The sequence below is a fragment of the Bartonella sp. MU70NMGDW genome, assembly GCF_042194085.1.
In the GTDB taxonomy this organism is placed as follows: domain Bacteria; phylum Pseudomonadota; class Alphaproteobacteria; order Rhizobiales; family Rhizobiaceae; genus Bartonella; species Bartonella grahamii.
The window spans coordinates 17503-31898 of the sequence record NZ_JBHIMK010000015.1 but is presented as its reverse complement, the minus strand read 5'-3'; the positions used below and the strand labels follow the sequence as shown (position 1 = coordinate 31898).

Annotated in this window: 10 protein-coding genes, 1 tRNA gene and 1 pseudogene; all 12 read left to right on the top strand. The window is 40.0% G+C overall.

The window, feature by feature from the left end; translation table 11 throughout:
• Positions 1–65, top strand: a pseudogene (locus tag ACFIKE_RS02850) (elongation factor Tu); the annotation flags it as partial.
• 47 nt (positions 66–112) lie between these two features.
• Positions 113–188, top strand: a tRNA-Trp gene (locus tag ACFIKE_RS02845).
• A gap of 204 nt (positions 189–392) precedes the next feature.
• Positions 393–605 carry a preprotein translocase subunit SecE gene (gene secE / locus ACFIKE_RS02840; RefSeq protein WP_273788145.1) on the top strand — a complete coding sequence of 71 codons (213 nt, stop codon included), beginning with the start codon at positions 393–395 and terminating at the stop codon, positions 603–605.
• A 20-nt stretch (positions 606–625) separates the two neighbouring features.
• Entirely contained in the window at positions 626–1156 is a 531-nt protein-coding gene (nusG, locus tag ACFIKE_RS02835) for a transcription termination/antitermination protein NusG (RefSeq protein ID WP_012755024.1), read from the top strand.
• A gap of 149 nt (positions 1157–1305) precedes the next feature.
• The gene (rplK, locus tag ACFIKE_RS02830; RefSeq protein WP_375626292.1) at positions 1306–1734 is read left to right on the top strand and encodes a 50S ribosomal protein L11; all 429 of its coding nucleotides are present in this window, start codon (positions 1306–1308) and stop codon (positions 1732–1734) included.
• A gap of 4 nt (positions 1735–1738) precedes the next feature.
• On the top strand, positions 1739–2443 hold the full coding sequence (rplA, locus tag ACFIKE_RS02825; RefSeq protein WP_375626290.1) for a 50S ribosomal protein L1: 705 nt from the start codon (positions 1739–1741) through the stop codon (positions 2441–2443).
• Between the two features lie 357 nt (positions 2444–2800).
• Positions 2801–3319: a 50S ribosomal protein L10 gene (gene rplJ / locus ACFIKE_RS02820; protein WP_375626288.1), complete on the top strand. Its 519-nt coding sequence runs from the start codon at positions 2801–2803 to the stop codon at positions 3317–3319.
• A gap of 66 nt (positions 3320–3385) precedes the next feature.
• Positions 3386–3757, top strand: a complete 372-nt coding sequence (gene rplL, locus ACFIKE_RS02815) for a 50S ribosomal protein L7/L12 (RefSeq protein ID WP_012755028.1) — start codon at positions 3386–3388, stop codon at positions 3755–3757.
• A gap of 291 nt (positions 3758–4048) precedes the next feature.
• Positions 4049–8197 carry a DNA-directed RNA polymerase subunit beta gene (gene rpoB / locus ACFIKE_RS02810; RefSeq protein WP_375626286.1) on the top strand — a complete coding sequence of 1383 codons (4149 nt, stop codon included), beginning with the start codon at positions 4049–4051 and terminating at the stop codon, positions 8195–8197.
• A 172-nt stretch (positions 8198–8369) separates the two neighbouring features.
• Positions 8370–12581, top strand: a complete 4212-nt coding sequence (gene rpoC / locus ACFIKE_RS02805) for a DNA-directed RNA polymerase subunit beta' (protein WP_375626284.1) — start codon at positions 8370–8372, stop codon at positions 12579–12581.
• A 473-nt stretch (positions 12582–13054) separates the two neighbouring features.
• The gene (locus ACFIKE_RS02800) at positions 13055–13441 is read left to right on the top strand and encodes a MerR family DNA-binding transcriptional regulator (RefSeq protein WP_375626282.1); all 387 of its coding nucleotides are present in this window, start codon (positions 13055–13057) and stop codon (positions 13439–13441) included.
• A 209-nt stretch (positions 13442–13650) separates the two neighbouring features.
• Positions 13651–14340: a nitroreductase gene (locus tag ACFIKE_RS02795; RefSeq protein ID WP_375626280.1), complete on the top strand. Its 690-nt coding sequence runs from the start codon at positions 13651–13653 to the stop codon at positions 14338–14340.
• The last annotated feature ends 56 nt before the right edge of the window (positions 14341–14396 follow it).

Sequence of the window (14396 nt, the reverse complement as noted above, 5' to 3'; positions counted from 1 at the left end):
GTTTTGCTATTCGTGAAGGTGGTCGTACTGTTGGTGCCGGTATCGTCTCTAAGATCATTGAATAAATAATGCTTGTTAAAGGGATGTTAAAAGTGTTTTAGTTTTGAGAGTTAGGGGTATAGCTCAGTTGGTAGAGCGGCGGTCTCCAAAACCGCAGGTCGCGGGTTCAAGTCCTGCTGCCCCTGCCAAAGGGGAATAGAATTTTTCATATAAGGGAGTGGATTTTGCTGCCTTTTTCGCTTTTTTTGATATAGGGCTTGTTTTTTTGTGTATGAAACGGTATTGAATAGGAAGTAAGGAAATTGCATAAGTCGAAAGTTGGCTTTTGCATTTTTTTCTGTTTATTTTTGTTTTATAAAACACAATAGGGCTAGAGAGAGTATAGTGTGACGATGGCATCTAAAACCAATCCGATTACCTTTTTGAAACAGGTTTATGCAGAAACAGTTAAAGTGAAATGGCCTACACGTCGTGAGACGGTTATTTCTACTGTTATGGTTTTGTTGGTAACTGCGTTGGCTTCAGCTTTCTTTTTTATTGTGGATCAGGTTATGCATTTTGGTGTTTGGCGGGTTATTGATCTTCTGAAATATCTTTTTAGTTGAGAATGTAAGGAAGTGTGACTGTGGCAGCTCGTTGGTATATTGTTCAGGCATATTCAAATTTTGAAAAGAAAGTAGCGGAAGCTATTGATAAGGAGGCAAAGCAAAAAGGACTTGATCATCTTTTTGAAAAGATTTTTGTTCCAACAGAGCGTGTTGTAGAGGTTCGTCGTGGGCGAAAAGTTGATGCTGAGCGAAAATTTTTTCCTGGTTATGTTCTTGTTCGTGCTGAGTTAACAGATGAAGTTTATCATCTTATTAAGAATACGCCTAAAGTGACAGGTTTTTTAGGGTCGGATGCGCGTCCTGTTCCCATTTCTGATCGAGAGGTTGAGCAAATTCTCAAACAAGTTCAAGAAAGGGTTGAGTCTCCAAAGTCTTCTGTATTGTTTGAGGTTGGAGAGCAAGTTCGCGTTGCTGATGGTCCTTTTGTTTCGTTTAATGGAATTGTTCAAGAGGTTGAAGAAGAGCGCTCTCGTCTTAAGGTTGAGGTGCTTATTTTTGGGCGTCCTACGCCTGTTGATTTGGAATTTGGTCAGGTTGAAAAACTCTGATTAAACTTAGAGTAGTTTTAATTACTTTAAGGAAGGAGTGGGAGGTGATTTATGGCTTTTGTCGGCTTAATGATCCGAACCACGTGACTGCAGCGGGTAGCGGGCAAGATAAATTGTCAGTATACCAGTGAAATTAAAGGCAGATTGTTATGGCAAAAAAAAGTATAGGTCAGCTTAAGTTGCAGGTTCCTGCAGGAGCTGCTACTCCATCTCCACCGATTGGTCCAGCTCTTGGGCAGCGCGGTATTAATATCATGGAATTTTGTAAGGCGTTTAATGCAGCTACACAAGAAATGGAAAAGGGAGCACCGATTCCAGTGGTTATTACGTATTACCAAGATAAGTCTTTCACATTTTCTCTCAAGACGCCTCCTGTATCATTCTTTTTAAAGAAGGAGGCAAACCTGAAATCTGGTTCAAAAGAGCCTGGTAAAGTGTCTGTAGGAAGCATTTCTCGTGATAAAATTCGTTCGATTGCGGAATCAAAGATGCAAGATCTTAATGCGAATGACATTGAGGCAGCAATGCGTATGGTTGAAGGTTCTGCTCGCTCGATGGGCTTGGAAGTGGTGGGGTAATATTATGGCAAAAGTAGCAAAAAGAATAAAAAATATCCGAAAAGATATTGATTTTAATGAACTTTACGCTTTGAAAGATGCCGTTTCAATGGTTAAGGAGCGTGCAGTTGCTAAGTTTGATGAAACAATCGAAATTTCAATGAACTTGGGTGTTGATCCTCGTCATGCTGATCAAATGGTTCGAGGAGTTGCTCATTTGCCTAATGGAACAGGGAGAAATATTCGTGTTGCCGTTTTTGCTCGTGGGGATAAGGCTGAGGAAGCTAAGGCGGCAGGAGCTGATATTGTAGGGGCTGAAGATTTGTTTGAAAGCATTAATGGAGGGACTATAGATTTCGATCGTTGTATTGCAACACCAGACATGATGCCTCTTGTTGGTCGTCTTGGTAAGATTCTTGGTCCGCGGAGTTTGATGCCGAATCCGAAAGTTGGTACTGTAACACTTGATGTTGTCGGTGCTGTCAAAGCTTCTAAAGGTGGTGCTGTTGAGTTTCGTGTGGAAAAAGCTGGTATTGTGCATGCTGGTATTGGTAAGGCTTCTTTTGGTGTTGAAAAAATTGTAGAAAATATAAAGGCCTTTGCAAGTGCAGTTATTAAAGCCAAACCGCAAGGTGCAAAAGGTGAGTATATTAAGCGCGTTGCTGTTTCTTCGACTATGGGAATTGGTATTAAAGTTGATCCAGCAACAGTTCGTTCAGAGTTAGTATAAGCTGATTTATAATTTTGTTTTTGGGTATGTGAATATCAAAATTGTATTTAAAATGCTGGTTTTGATCAGCATTTAGCTATCTAAGCTTTATAGAGCTTAGGTTATGCCGGGAGAAATTCCGGAATATCCTGTCCGAGATTGTAGGTGATGCTTTTAAGTATCTTAATCAAAAAAACCTGCATGAGACTGGGGTAAAAACTGAGAGTTAAAAGACTTAAAGGGTTTGAGCCAAGGTTGCCTTTGAACGCTGTGCGTGAAAAAGGGGACAGGATCCTCATCGGTGACATGAAGTATTTTATGTTATCAAAGGTAACCAATAGGTTTGTTTTAAGCAAATCTGTTAAATGGAGAGAGACAGTGAATAGAGCGGAAAAACGCGAATTTGTTACATGGCTTAACGAGGCTTTTCGGAAGTCTGGTTCTGTTGTTGTTGCACATTATTCCGGTCTGACAGTTTCACAGATGAATGATCTACGTTCGAAAATGGGTGAAGCTGGCGGTGCCGTTAAAGTCGCCAAAAACCGTCTTGCTAAAATCGCTCTTCAGGGCACGGAATCTGAATCGATAGTGGGTTTGTTTACTGGACAGACACTTATTGCTTATTCAGAAGATCCGATCACAGCACCGAAAGTTGCTGTTGATTTTGCGAAAAGCAATGACAAATTTGTCATCCTTGGCGGTTCAATGGGGGCAACAAGTTTAACTGTAGATGCTGTGAAGTCATTGGCTTCATTGCCTTCATTAAACGAGTTGCGTGCAAAACTTGTGGGTATGATTTCTACCCCTGCGACCCGTATTGCACAGGTTGTTAATGCCCCAGCTAGTCAGGTTGCACGTGTCATTGGCGCATATGCTCAGGAGGATAAGGCGGCTTAAGGCTGTTCTGTTTTTTTGGATAAAATTTAATAATGGTTCAAATCTTTTAATTGAAGGAATTTAAAAATGGCTGATCTAGAGAAGATCGTAGAAGACCTTTCTAATCTAACCCTTTTGGAAGCCGCTGAGCTTTCTAAGTTACTTGAAGAAAAGTGGGGAGTTTCGGCTGCTGCTCCTGTAGCTGTCGCTGCTGTTGCTGGTGCTGCTGCTCCAGCTGCTGAAGAAAAAACAGAATTTGATGTTATTCTTGTTGAAGGTGGTGCGCAAAAAATTAATGTTATTAAGGAAGTTCGTGCTCTTACTGGACTTGGTCTTAAAGAAGCTAAAGATCTGGTTGAAGGGGCACCTAAGCCTATTAAAGAGGGTGCTTCTAAAGAAGAAGCAGAAAAAATTAAATCTCAACTTGAAGCTGCTGGTGCTAAAGTGGAACTTAAGTAAATTTAATTTTATCGGCGGGCATTTATGTTCGCCGATTTTCTTTCTCTCAATACAAAGAGGGAAAATAATGAGTAAAAAACCTTTTCCCAACGGTTTTGTAACAGTAATGGGATAGGTTTGCACTACCCATCCCTTCATCATAGAGTCAAGAGATAAAAATGGCTTATGTTGGTGGGGAAAGTTAATGATGCTCATTGTTGAGTGTCAAGTGAACTGGTCTGCATATGCAGGTTAATGATATAAGGCTTTCAAGGTTGGTCTACCTTGAAGAGTAAAGATCAAGGAGCGACGATGGCTCAGACTCACGCAATGATGTCTCAATTCAATGGTCGTAAGCGCGTACGTAAATTTTTTGGTAAGATTCCTGAAGTAGCAGAAATGCCGAATCTTATTGAGGTTCAAAAAGCGTCATACGATCAGTTTCTCATGGTTGAGGAACCGAAAGGTGGACGACCAGATGAAGGTTTGCAAGCTGTTTTTAAATCGGTTTTTCCTATTTCAGATTTTTCCGGTACAGCTATGCTTGAGTTTGTTGGTTATGAATTTGATTTACCGAAATTTGATGTTGAAGAGTGCCGTCAACGTGATTTAACTTATGCTGCCCCATTAAAGGTCATATTACGTTTGATTGTTTTTGATGTTGATGAGGATACCGGCTCCAAAGATATCAAAGACATTAAAGAGCAAGGCGTTTATATGGGCGATATGCCTTTAATGACGACGAATGGTACCTTTATTGTTAATGGTACGGAACGTGTTATTGTTTCGCAGATGCATCGTTCTCCTGGTGTCTTTTTTGACCATGATAAAGGAAAGTCCCATTCATCAGGAAAGCTTCTTTTTGCTGCTCGTGTTATTCCGTATCGTGGTTCTTGGCTTGATATTGAGTTTGATGCTAAGGACATTATTTATGCGCGTATTGATCGGCGGCGCAAGATTCCTGTTACTAGTCTTTTGATGGCACTAGGTATGGATGCGTCGGATATTTTATCGACGTTTTATGATAAAGTGACTTATGAGCGTGATGGAGAAGGATGGCGAGTTCCTTATTCTGTTGATCGCTTTAAAGGAATGAAGCTCATTTCTGACCTTATAGATGCAGATAGTGGTGAAGTCGTCGCGGAGGCTGGTAAAAAATTAACAGTTCGTACTGCGAAGTCTTTGGCAGAAAAAGGACTTAAAGCGGTTAAAGTTAGTGAAGATGATTTATTAGGTTGTTATCTAGCCGAAGATATCGTCAATTACGAAACAGGTGAAATTTACCTTGAAGCTGGTGATGAAATTGACGAAAAAGTATTAAAAATTTTGCTTGATGTTAGTGCTGATCAAATCAATATCCTTGATATTGATCATATGAATATTGGCGCTTATATCCGCAATACTTTAAAGGTGGATAAAAATGAAAGTCGACAGGATGCGTTATTTGATATTTACCGAGTGATGCGTCCAGGTGAGCCCCCAACAATCGATACAGCAGAAGCAATGTTCCATTCATTGTTTTTTGATCCAGAGCGTTATGATCTTTCAGCCGTTGGGCGTGTTAAGATGAATTTGCGTATGGATCTTGATTGTCCAGACACAGTTCGCATTTTACGCCAAGAGGATATTCTTGCTGTTGTTAAGATGTTGGTTGAATTGCGTGATGGTCGTGGCGAAATTGATGATATTGATAATCTTGGCAACCGTCGCGTTCGTTCCGTTGGAGAATTGATGGAAAATCAATATCGCATTGGTCTTCTTCGTATGGAGCGTGCGATAAAAGAGCGCATGTCATCGGTTGAAATTGATACAGTTATGCCACAGGATTTGATCAATGCAAAGCCTGCTGCTGCTGCAGTTCGTGAGTTTTTTGGGTCTTCACAATTGTCGCAGTTTATGGATCAAACTAATCCATTGTCGGAGATTACCCATAAGCGCCGTCTTTCTGCTCTTGGTCCAGGTGGTTTGACTCGTGAACGGGCGGGTTTTGAAGTTCGTGACGTACATCCTACGCATTATGGTCGTATTTGTCCGATTGAAACACCAGAAGGCCCCAATATTGGTCTCATTAACTCCTTAGCAACATTTGCGCGAGTTAACAAATATGGCTTTATTGAAAGCCCATATCGAAAAATTGTTGATGGAAAAGTCACAAAAGAAGTTATTTATCTTTCAGCGATGGAAGAAGCAAAGCATTATGTTGCTCAAGCTAATTCTTCATTAGATAGTGAAGGTCGTTTTACAGAAGAGTTTGTTGTTTGCCGTCATGCTGGTGAAGTTTTAATGGCGCCGCGTGATCATGTTGATTTGATGGATGTTTCACCAAAACAATTGGTTTCAGTTGCAGCAGCGCTTATTCCTTTTTTGGAAAATGATGATGCGAATCGTGCGCTTATGGGATCGAACATGCAGCGTCAGGCAGTTCCTCTTGTCCGCGCCGAAGCGCCATTTGTTGGGACAGGAATGGAGGCCATTGTTGCACGCGATTCAGGAGCTGCTGTGAGTGCAAAACGTAGTGGTGTTGTTGATCAAGTCGATGCTACCCGTATTGTTATCCGTGCAACAGAAGATTTAGATCCTTCAAAATCAGGGGTTGATATTTACCGCCTACAGAAATTTCAGCGTTCTAATCAGTCCACTTGTATTAATCAGCGTCCTCTTGTACATGTCGGTGATAGGATAGAGAAAGGTGATATCATTGCAGATGGTCCATCCACGGATCTTGGTGATTTAGCTCTTGGGCGGAATGTTCTCGTAGCCTTTATGCCTTGGAATGGATACAATTATGAAGATTCTATTTTGTTATCCGAGCGCATTGTTGCTGATGATGTCTTTACTTCAATTCATATTGAGGAATTTGAAGTTGCAGCACGCGATACAAAACTTGGGCCTGAGGAAATTACGCGCGACATTCCTAATGTTGCGGAAGAAGCGTTAAGAAATCTTGATGAAGCTGGCATAATTTATATTGGTGCTGAAGTTCAACCAGGTGATATTTTAGTTGGAAAGATTACCCCAAAAGGTGAAAGTCCCATGACGCCAGAAGAAAAGCTTCTGCGTGCAATTTTTGGGGAAAAGGCATCCGATGTTCGTGATACTTCTATGCGTATGCCTCCTGGAACTTTTGGTACTGTTGTTGAAGTTCGCGTTTTTAATCGCCATGGCGTGGAAAAAGATGAACGTGCGATGGCAATTGAGCGTGAAGAAATTGAGCGTTTAGCAAAAGATCGTGATGATGAACAGTCTATTCTTGATCGCAATGTTTATGCGCGCCTTACCGATATGTTGACAGGTAAAGTTGCTGTAGAAGGTCCGAAAGGCTTTTCGGGCAGTAAAAAGCTTGATAGTACAGTAATGGGGCATTATCCACGATCCCAGTGGTGGCAATTTGCTGTTGAGGATGAGAAGCTTCAAAATGAAATTGAAACTTTGCGCAAGCAATATGATGAATCAAAAGAAGCATTACAACGTCGCTTTATGGATAAAGTTGAAAAGGTCCAAAGAGGTGATGAAATGCCTCCTGGTGTCATGAAAATGGTGAAGGTTTTTGTGGCTGTGAAGCGGAAAATCCAACCAGGTGATAAGATGGCGGGACGTCACGGGAATAAGGGTGTTGTTTCACGTATTCTTCCCGTAGAAGATATGCCATTTCTTGAAGATGGGACCCATGCTGATATCGTTTTGAATCCACTTGGTGTGCCTAGTCGTATGAATGTTGGACAAATTCTTGAGACGCATCTTGGTTGGGCATGTGCGGGGATGGGCAAGAAGATTGGTGATTTGTTAGAATTGTATCAAGAGACTGGGGATATATTGCCGTTGCGTCAGCGTATTGAAAATCTTATGCCTGATGATAATCAAAATGAACCAGTCCGTCAGTATGATAATGAAAGCCTTTACAAATTGGCATTACAGATGAAGAAAGGGGTTTCAATTGCAACGCCTGTTTTTGATGGAGCACATGAGTCTGATATTAACATGATGCTAGAGGACGCAGGCTTAGATAGTTCAGGGCAAGTTACGCTTTATGATGGTCGTACTGGAGAACCTTTTGATCGTCGAGTAACGGTAGGATATATTTACATGTTGAAATTGCATCACCTTGTTGATGATAAGATTCATGCACGTTCCATTGGTCCCTATTCACTTGTTACGCAGCAGCCATTAGGAGGTAAGGCACAGTTTGGTGGTCAGCGTTTTGGTGAAATGGAGGTTTGGGCACTTGAAGCTTATGGTGCTGCATACACTTTGCAGGAGATGCTAACAGTAAAATCGGATGACGTGGCCGGTCGAACGAAAGTCTATGAGGCAATTGTGCGTGGTGATGATACATTTGAGGCGGGTATACCCGAAAGCTTTAATGTGTTGGTAAAAGAAATGCGCTCACTTGCTCTTAATGTGGAGCTTGATGATGCGCGTGAATTTATTGCACAGCGGGCATTGTCTGATACAGCAGAATAATAATTCAAAGAGCGCAGTAGAAAAAGGCTGCGCTCTGATTACTTTAAGAGGCTCAATAACCTTATTAAGGTTATACAGGTCATTTTTAAAAGTAAATGTATTTTAAAGAAGATCTGTTATAAAATAAATGAGATATTACAACAGGTTCTAAGAATCTTTGAAGGAGAACAGCATGAACCACGAGGTCATGAATCTTTTCAATCCTCAAGCGCCAGCGCAGACATTTGACTCTATTCGTATTTCTATTGCGAGTCCTGAGAAAATTTTGTCCTGGTCTTATGGTGAGATTAAGAAGCCTGAGACTATTAATTATAGGACTTTTAAACCAGAGCGTGATGGTCTTTTTTGTGCACGTATATTTGGCCCTATTAAAGACTATGAATGTCTATGTGGCAAATATAAACGCATGAAGTATAAGGGCATTATTTGTGAAAAATGCGGTGTAGAGGTTACCCTTTCGCGCGTGCGTCGTGAGCGTATGGGGCATATTGAACTTGCGGCACCTGTTGCGCATATATGGTTTCTTAAATCATTACCAGGTCGTATTTCTACACTTTTAGATTTAACTTTAAAAGATATTGAGCGGGTTCTTTATTTTGAGAATTATATTGTAACCGAACCAGGTTTGACATCTCTTAAGCTCCATCAGCTTCTTTCTGAAGAAGAATATATGCTTGCTATTGATGAGTTTGGAGAAGATCAGTTTACAGCTATGATTGGCGCTGAAGCTATTTACGAGCTTTTAGCTGGTATGGAGTTAAATAAAATCGCCAATGATTTGCGTCTCGAATTAGCTGAAACAACTTCAGAGTTAAAGCAGAAAAAACTGATTAAACGGCTTAAAATCGTTGAAAATTTTCTTGAATCTGGAAATAAGCCAGAGTGGATGATTATGAAAACAATTCCGGTTATTCCACCGGATTTGCGTCCATTGGTTCCGCTTGATGGTGGGCGTTTTGCGACATCAGATCTGAATGATCTTTATCGGCGTGTTATTAATCGTAATAACCGCTTGAAACGGCTGATTGAATTGCGTGCTCCTGGAATTATCGTGCGCAATGAAAAGCGTATGGTACAAGAAGCTGTTGATGCATTGTTTGATAATGGACGGCGTGGGCGTGTGATTACTGGAGCCAATAAACGTCCTCTCAAGTCTCTATCAGATATGTTGAAGGGCAAGCAAGGACGTTTTCGTCAGAACTTACTTGGGAAGCGTGTTGATTACTCAGGGCGTTCTGTTATCGTGACGGGACCTGAATTAAAATTGCATCAATGCGGTCTTCCGAAAAAAATGGCTCTTGAATTGTTTAAGCCTTTTATTTATGCGCGGCTTGATGCAAAAGGCTATTCATCAACGGTAAAGCAGGCAAAGAAGCTTGTTGAAAAAGAACATCCGGAAGTTTGGGATATCTTGGATGAGGTTATTCGTGAACACCCTGTTTTACTCAACCGTGCGCCAACATTGCACCGTTTGGGGATTCAGGCTTTTGAACCTATCTTAATTGAAGGCAAAGCTATTCAACTTCATCCACTGGTGTGTACTGCTTTTAATGCGGATTTTGATGGAGATCAGATGGCGGTTCACGTTCCGCTTTCTCTTGAAGCACAGCTTGAAGCTCGTGTTTTGATGATGTCTACCAATAATATTCTTCATCCGGCCAATGGTGCCCCAATTATTGTTCCCTCACAGGATATGGTTCTTGGTCTTTATTATCTTTCAATTGTTTCTGAAAAAGAACCAGGTGAAGGAATGGCTTTTTCTGACATAGGTGAGCTTCATTATGCCTTGGAAAATAAGGTTGTAACGCTTCATACGAAGATTAAAGGCCGTGTTAAGAATATGGGGAAGGATGGAAAAGAAGTTTCTAAACTTTATGATACAACACCTGGTCGTTTGATTATCGGTGAGCTTTTGCCAAGAAATTCGGATATCTCATTTGATATTGTCAATCAAGAAATGACGAAAAAGAACATTTCTAAAATGATTGATCATGTTTATCGGCACTGTGGACAAAAAGAGACGGTTATTTTTTGTGACCGTATTATGCAGCTTGGTTTTTCTTATGCTTGTCGTGCAGGAATTTCATTCGGTAAGGATGATATGGTTATTCCTGATAGTAAGTCGCGTTTAGTTGCAGAGACAGAAGCTTTGGCTAAGGAGTACGAACAGCAATATAATGATGGTTTGATTACACAAGGTGAAAAATACAATAAGGTTGTAGATGCTTGGGGTAAATGTACAGATCGCGTTGCAGATGAAATGATGAAACGTATTCAAGCCGTCGATTTTGATCCTAAAACAGGTCGTCAACGGCCGATGAATTCGATCTATATGATGTCGCATTCTGGAGCACGTGGTTCTGCTAACCAGATGAGACAATTGGCTGGTATGCGTGGATTAATGGCAAAACCATCGGGTGAAATTATTGAAACCCCCATTATTTCAAATTTTAAAGAAGGTCTAACTGTTAATGAATACTTCAATTCCACGCATGGTGCACGTAAAGGACTTGCTGATACTGCGTTAAAGACGGCGAACTCTGGTTATTTAACACGGCGTCTTGTTGATGTTGCACAGGATGCTATTATTTCGGCAGTTGATTGTGGTACCGCAAAAGGGCTTACCATGCAGCCAATTGTTGATGCAGGACAAATTGTTGCCTCACTTGGGCAAAGGATTCTTGGTCGTACAGCGCTTGTTGATATTCTACATCCTGTCTCTGGAGAGGTTATCCTTGAAGGTGGAGCGATGATTGAGGAAGCTGATGTCGCGAAGATTGAAGAAGCTGGAATTCAATCTGTTCAAATTCGTTCTGCTTTAACATGTGAAACACGTCTTGGTGTTTGTGCAAAATGCTATGGTCGTGATTTGGCGCGTGGAACACCTGTTAATCAGGGAGAAGCCGTTGGTGTTATTGCTGCTCAATCCATTGGTGAGCCGGGAACACAGCTTACTATGCGTACTTTCCACTTAGGAGGGACTGCGCAGGTTGTTGATTCATCGTATTTAGAGGCATCTTATGAAGGTAAGGTGGAGATTCGTAATCGTAATGTGGTTCGTAACTCTGAAGGCCATTTGGTTGTTATGGGGCGTAATATGGCTATCCTTATCAAGGATGAGTTAGGAAAAGAGCGCGTTGTACACCGTGTTAGCTATGGTGCCCATATTTTTGTTGATGATGGTGATGTGGTTAAACGTGGCCAACGTATAGCAGAATGGGATCCTTACACACGTCCAATTTTAACGGAAGTTGAAGGCTATGTGGGTTTTGAAGATATGATTGATGGTTTATCTGTCACTGAAACAGCTGATGAATCTACGGGTATTACGAAGCGTTTGGTGATTGATTGGCGCGCTAATCCACGTGGTGCGGATCTTAAACCAGCCATTATTATCCACGCAGATAAAGAAGGTGAATCCATTGCTAAATTGTATAAGGGAGGTGAAGCCCGTTATATGATGTCAGTGGAAACTATTCTTTCTGTTGAGCTTGGTGCTCATGTTAAGGCTGGTGATGTTATTGCTCGTTTGCCGATGGAAAGTGCCAAGACGAAAGATATTACGGGTGGTTTACCACGTGTGGCTGAGCTTTTTGAAGCGCGTCGTCCAAAGGATCATGCGATTATTGCTGAAGTAAGTGGCACGATTCGATTCGGCCGTGGTTATAAGAATAAACGTCGTATCATTATTGAACCAAATGATGAAACTCTTGAGGCAGTAGAATATTTGATTCCAAAAGGTAAGTTGTTTCACTTCCAAGAAGGTGATCAAATTGAAAAGGGAGATTATATCCTTGATGGTAATCCAGCACCTCATGATATATTGGCGATTAAGGGGGTTGAAGCTTTGGCATCTTATCTTGTTAATGAGATTCAGGAGGTTTATCGTTTGCAGGGAGTTCTTATTAATGACAAGCACATTGAAGTGATTGTTCGTCAAATGTTGCAAAAAGTTGAAATTACTGAATCTGGAGATTCTGGTTATATTTCAGGTGATAATGTTGATCGTATTGAACTTGATGAAATCAATGATAATTTGATTGCAGAAGGGAAGAAACCTGCATCTGGTAATCCCATTCTTCTTGGAATTACAAAAGCTTCTCTTCAAACGCCTTCTTTCATTTCGGCGGCATCGTTTCAGGAAACAACACGTGTTCTTACTGAAGCAGCAGTTTCTGGTAAAATTGATACTTTGCAAGGACTTAAAGAGAACGTTATTGTCGGTCGTCTTATTCCAGCAGGTACGGGTGGTACGATTTCTCAAATCCGTCGTATTGCTGCCGTTCGTGATGATTTGATTGTAGATGAGCAGCGTAAGTCTAGTAATAACGAAGTGGCTAAGGCTATGTTGACAAATATGACAACCGGCGCCGTTGCTGAATAATTTAAATATAACATCACATAATAAAAAAACGTCTGAACTTTATACTCAGACGTTTTTTTATCTCGAAATGCAGAAGTTGCATCTTTTCCTAAAAAATATCAAAAATTATAAGGCGATAGTTATTTTTAACATCTTTACTAGCTTATTGTTTTGTAATTATTTGAAACTCAAAAGCCATGTTCAAGGAAAATAGTTGATTATCTACAAATAAAATAATGATTGATTTTGAATTTTAGGAAAATTGTTGATTGATATCTTCTATAAAGATTTTAAAGGACTTATAATGAAAGATCGATAGTCTTTTCTGTAATCTAAAAAATAATTGATCCTCTACTATACAATACTTGTATGACAAGAATGTATCTTCTTCTAAATTAGAATGTAGGAGAGTAGAGATTACGTTACTCACTAAGTATTATAAAAAATAGACATATTTCTTATCACAATGTGATCTATGAAGACAGAATGAAAAAATGTACGAATATTATTCAATTGGAAAATTAACACGTGAGTTTTCAATAACAGCTCGGACTTTGCGTTATTATGAAGAAGAGGGGCTTCTTATTCCTTTTCGGCGTGGAAATACACGGCTTTATACACAAACGGATCGTCATAAGTTAAAACAAATACTGCGTGCTAAAAGAGTTAAATTTTCGTTGTCTGAAATATCTGATATGTTGACAATGGTTGAAAAACCACCTGATGATGAGAAAAAGCTTAAGAAGTTAATTGCAGGAATTCATAAAAAACGAGCTGATTTAAAGCAGATGCAGCATGATATTGATGATCTTCTACAGGATTTGGAACGAATTGAGGAGAGTTTTTTTGAGAGCTTAGCGGAGTTGGGGGTTAATCATTGATTATAAAATTTATTTCATCTGCTTTTAGACAATTTTCTTTCTATTAAAAGAGATAGGTTATACTATCTCTAAGGGGAATCTTTAACACTACGTGAAATGTGTGAGTTATTTAAAGAAATAGAGTGTTCGAAAAAAGCTGCGAAGGTATTTTCGCAGTATATTGTCCTTGATAAGCAAAAAAATTATTTTTCATAAAGAAAGTAAAAACAATGGCAGTTTCTCCTATGAGTGTTTTTCAATCTATTTTGTCACGAAAGTCAATTCGCGCTTTTACTGATCAGCCAGTTAGTTTGGAAACAATCAAAGAAATCTTAAAACTTGCAGCACGTGCACCATCTGGAACAAATATTCAGCCATGGCAAGTGATTGTGCTTACAGGAAGTGTATTACAGAAAGTAGGGCAAGAGCTTTCACAACTTGTTCTTTCAGGTGTAAAAGGAGAGCGTGAATATAGTTATTATCCACATCAGTGGCGTGAGCCTTATATTTCAAGACGTCGAAAAGTTGGTTTGGATCTTTATCAGAGTCTTGGAATTCAAAAAGGTGATGAAGAAAAAATACTTCATCAAAAGGCGCGAAATTTTTTATTTTTTGATGCACCTGTAGGACTCTTATTTACAATGGATCACGACATGGAAATGGGGAGTTGGCTTGATTTGGGTATGTTTATGCAGACCATTATGTTAGCTGCACGTGGATTTGGATTAGATACCTGCCCTCAAGCTGCTTTTGCTGATTATCATAAACAGATTCGTACGCTTTTATCTATTCCTTCTGATCGCCATATTATCTGTGGTATGGCACTTGGTTATCGCGATATGAGTGCTCCAGAAAACAATTTTGAGACAGAACGAGAATCGTTAGAAAACTTTGTACGTTTCATTGAAACATACCCATAAAATATTTTATATAATTAAGCATACGTTTTGAAGAACTTGGTGCATTATGAAAAATA

Coding starts and splice junctions, on each gene's coding strand:
- rplK (WP_375626292.1), top strand. CDS start 1,306: ATGGCAAAAAAAAGTATAGGTCAGCTTAAGTTGCAGGTTCCTGCAGGA.
- rpoB (WP_375626286.1), top strand. CDS start 4,049: ATGGCTCAGACTCACGCAATGATGTCTCAATTCAATGGTCGTAAGCGC.
- ACFIKE_RS02800 (WP_375626282.1), top strand. CDS start 13,055: ATGTACGAATATTATTCAATTGGAAAATTAACACGTGAGTTTTCAATA.
- rpoC (WP_375626284.1), top strand. CDS start 8,370: ATGAACCACGAGGTCATGAATCTTTTCAATCCTCAAGCGCCAGCGCAG.
- secE (WP_273788145.1), top strand. CDS start 393: ATGGCATCTAAAACCAATCCGATTACCTTTTTGAAACAGGTTTATGCA.
- rplA (WP_375626290.1), top strand. CDS start 1,739: ATGGCAAAAGTAGCAAAAAGAATAAAAAATATCCGAAAAGATATTGAT.
- ACFIKE_RS02795 (WP_375626280.1), top strand. CDS start 13,651: ATGGCAGTTTCTCCTATGAGTGTTTTTCAATCTATTTTGTCACGAAAG.
- rplL (WP_012755028.1), top strand. CDS start 3,386: ATGGCTGATCTAGAGAAGATCGTAGAAGACCTTTCTAATCTAACCCTT.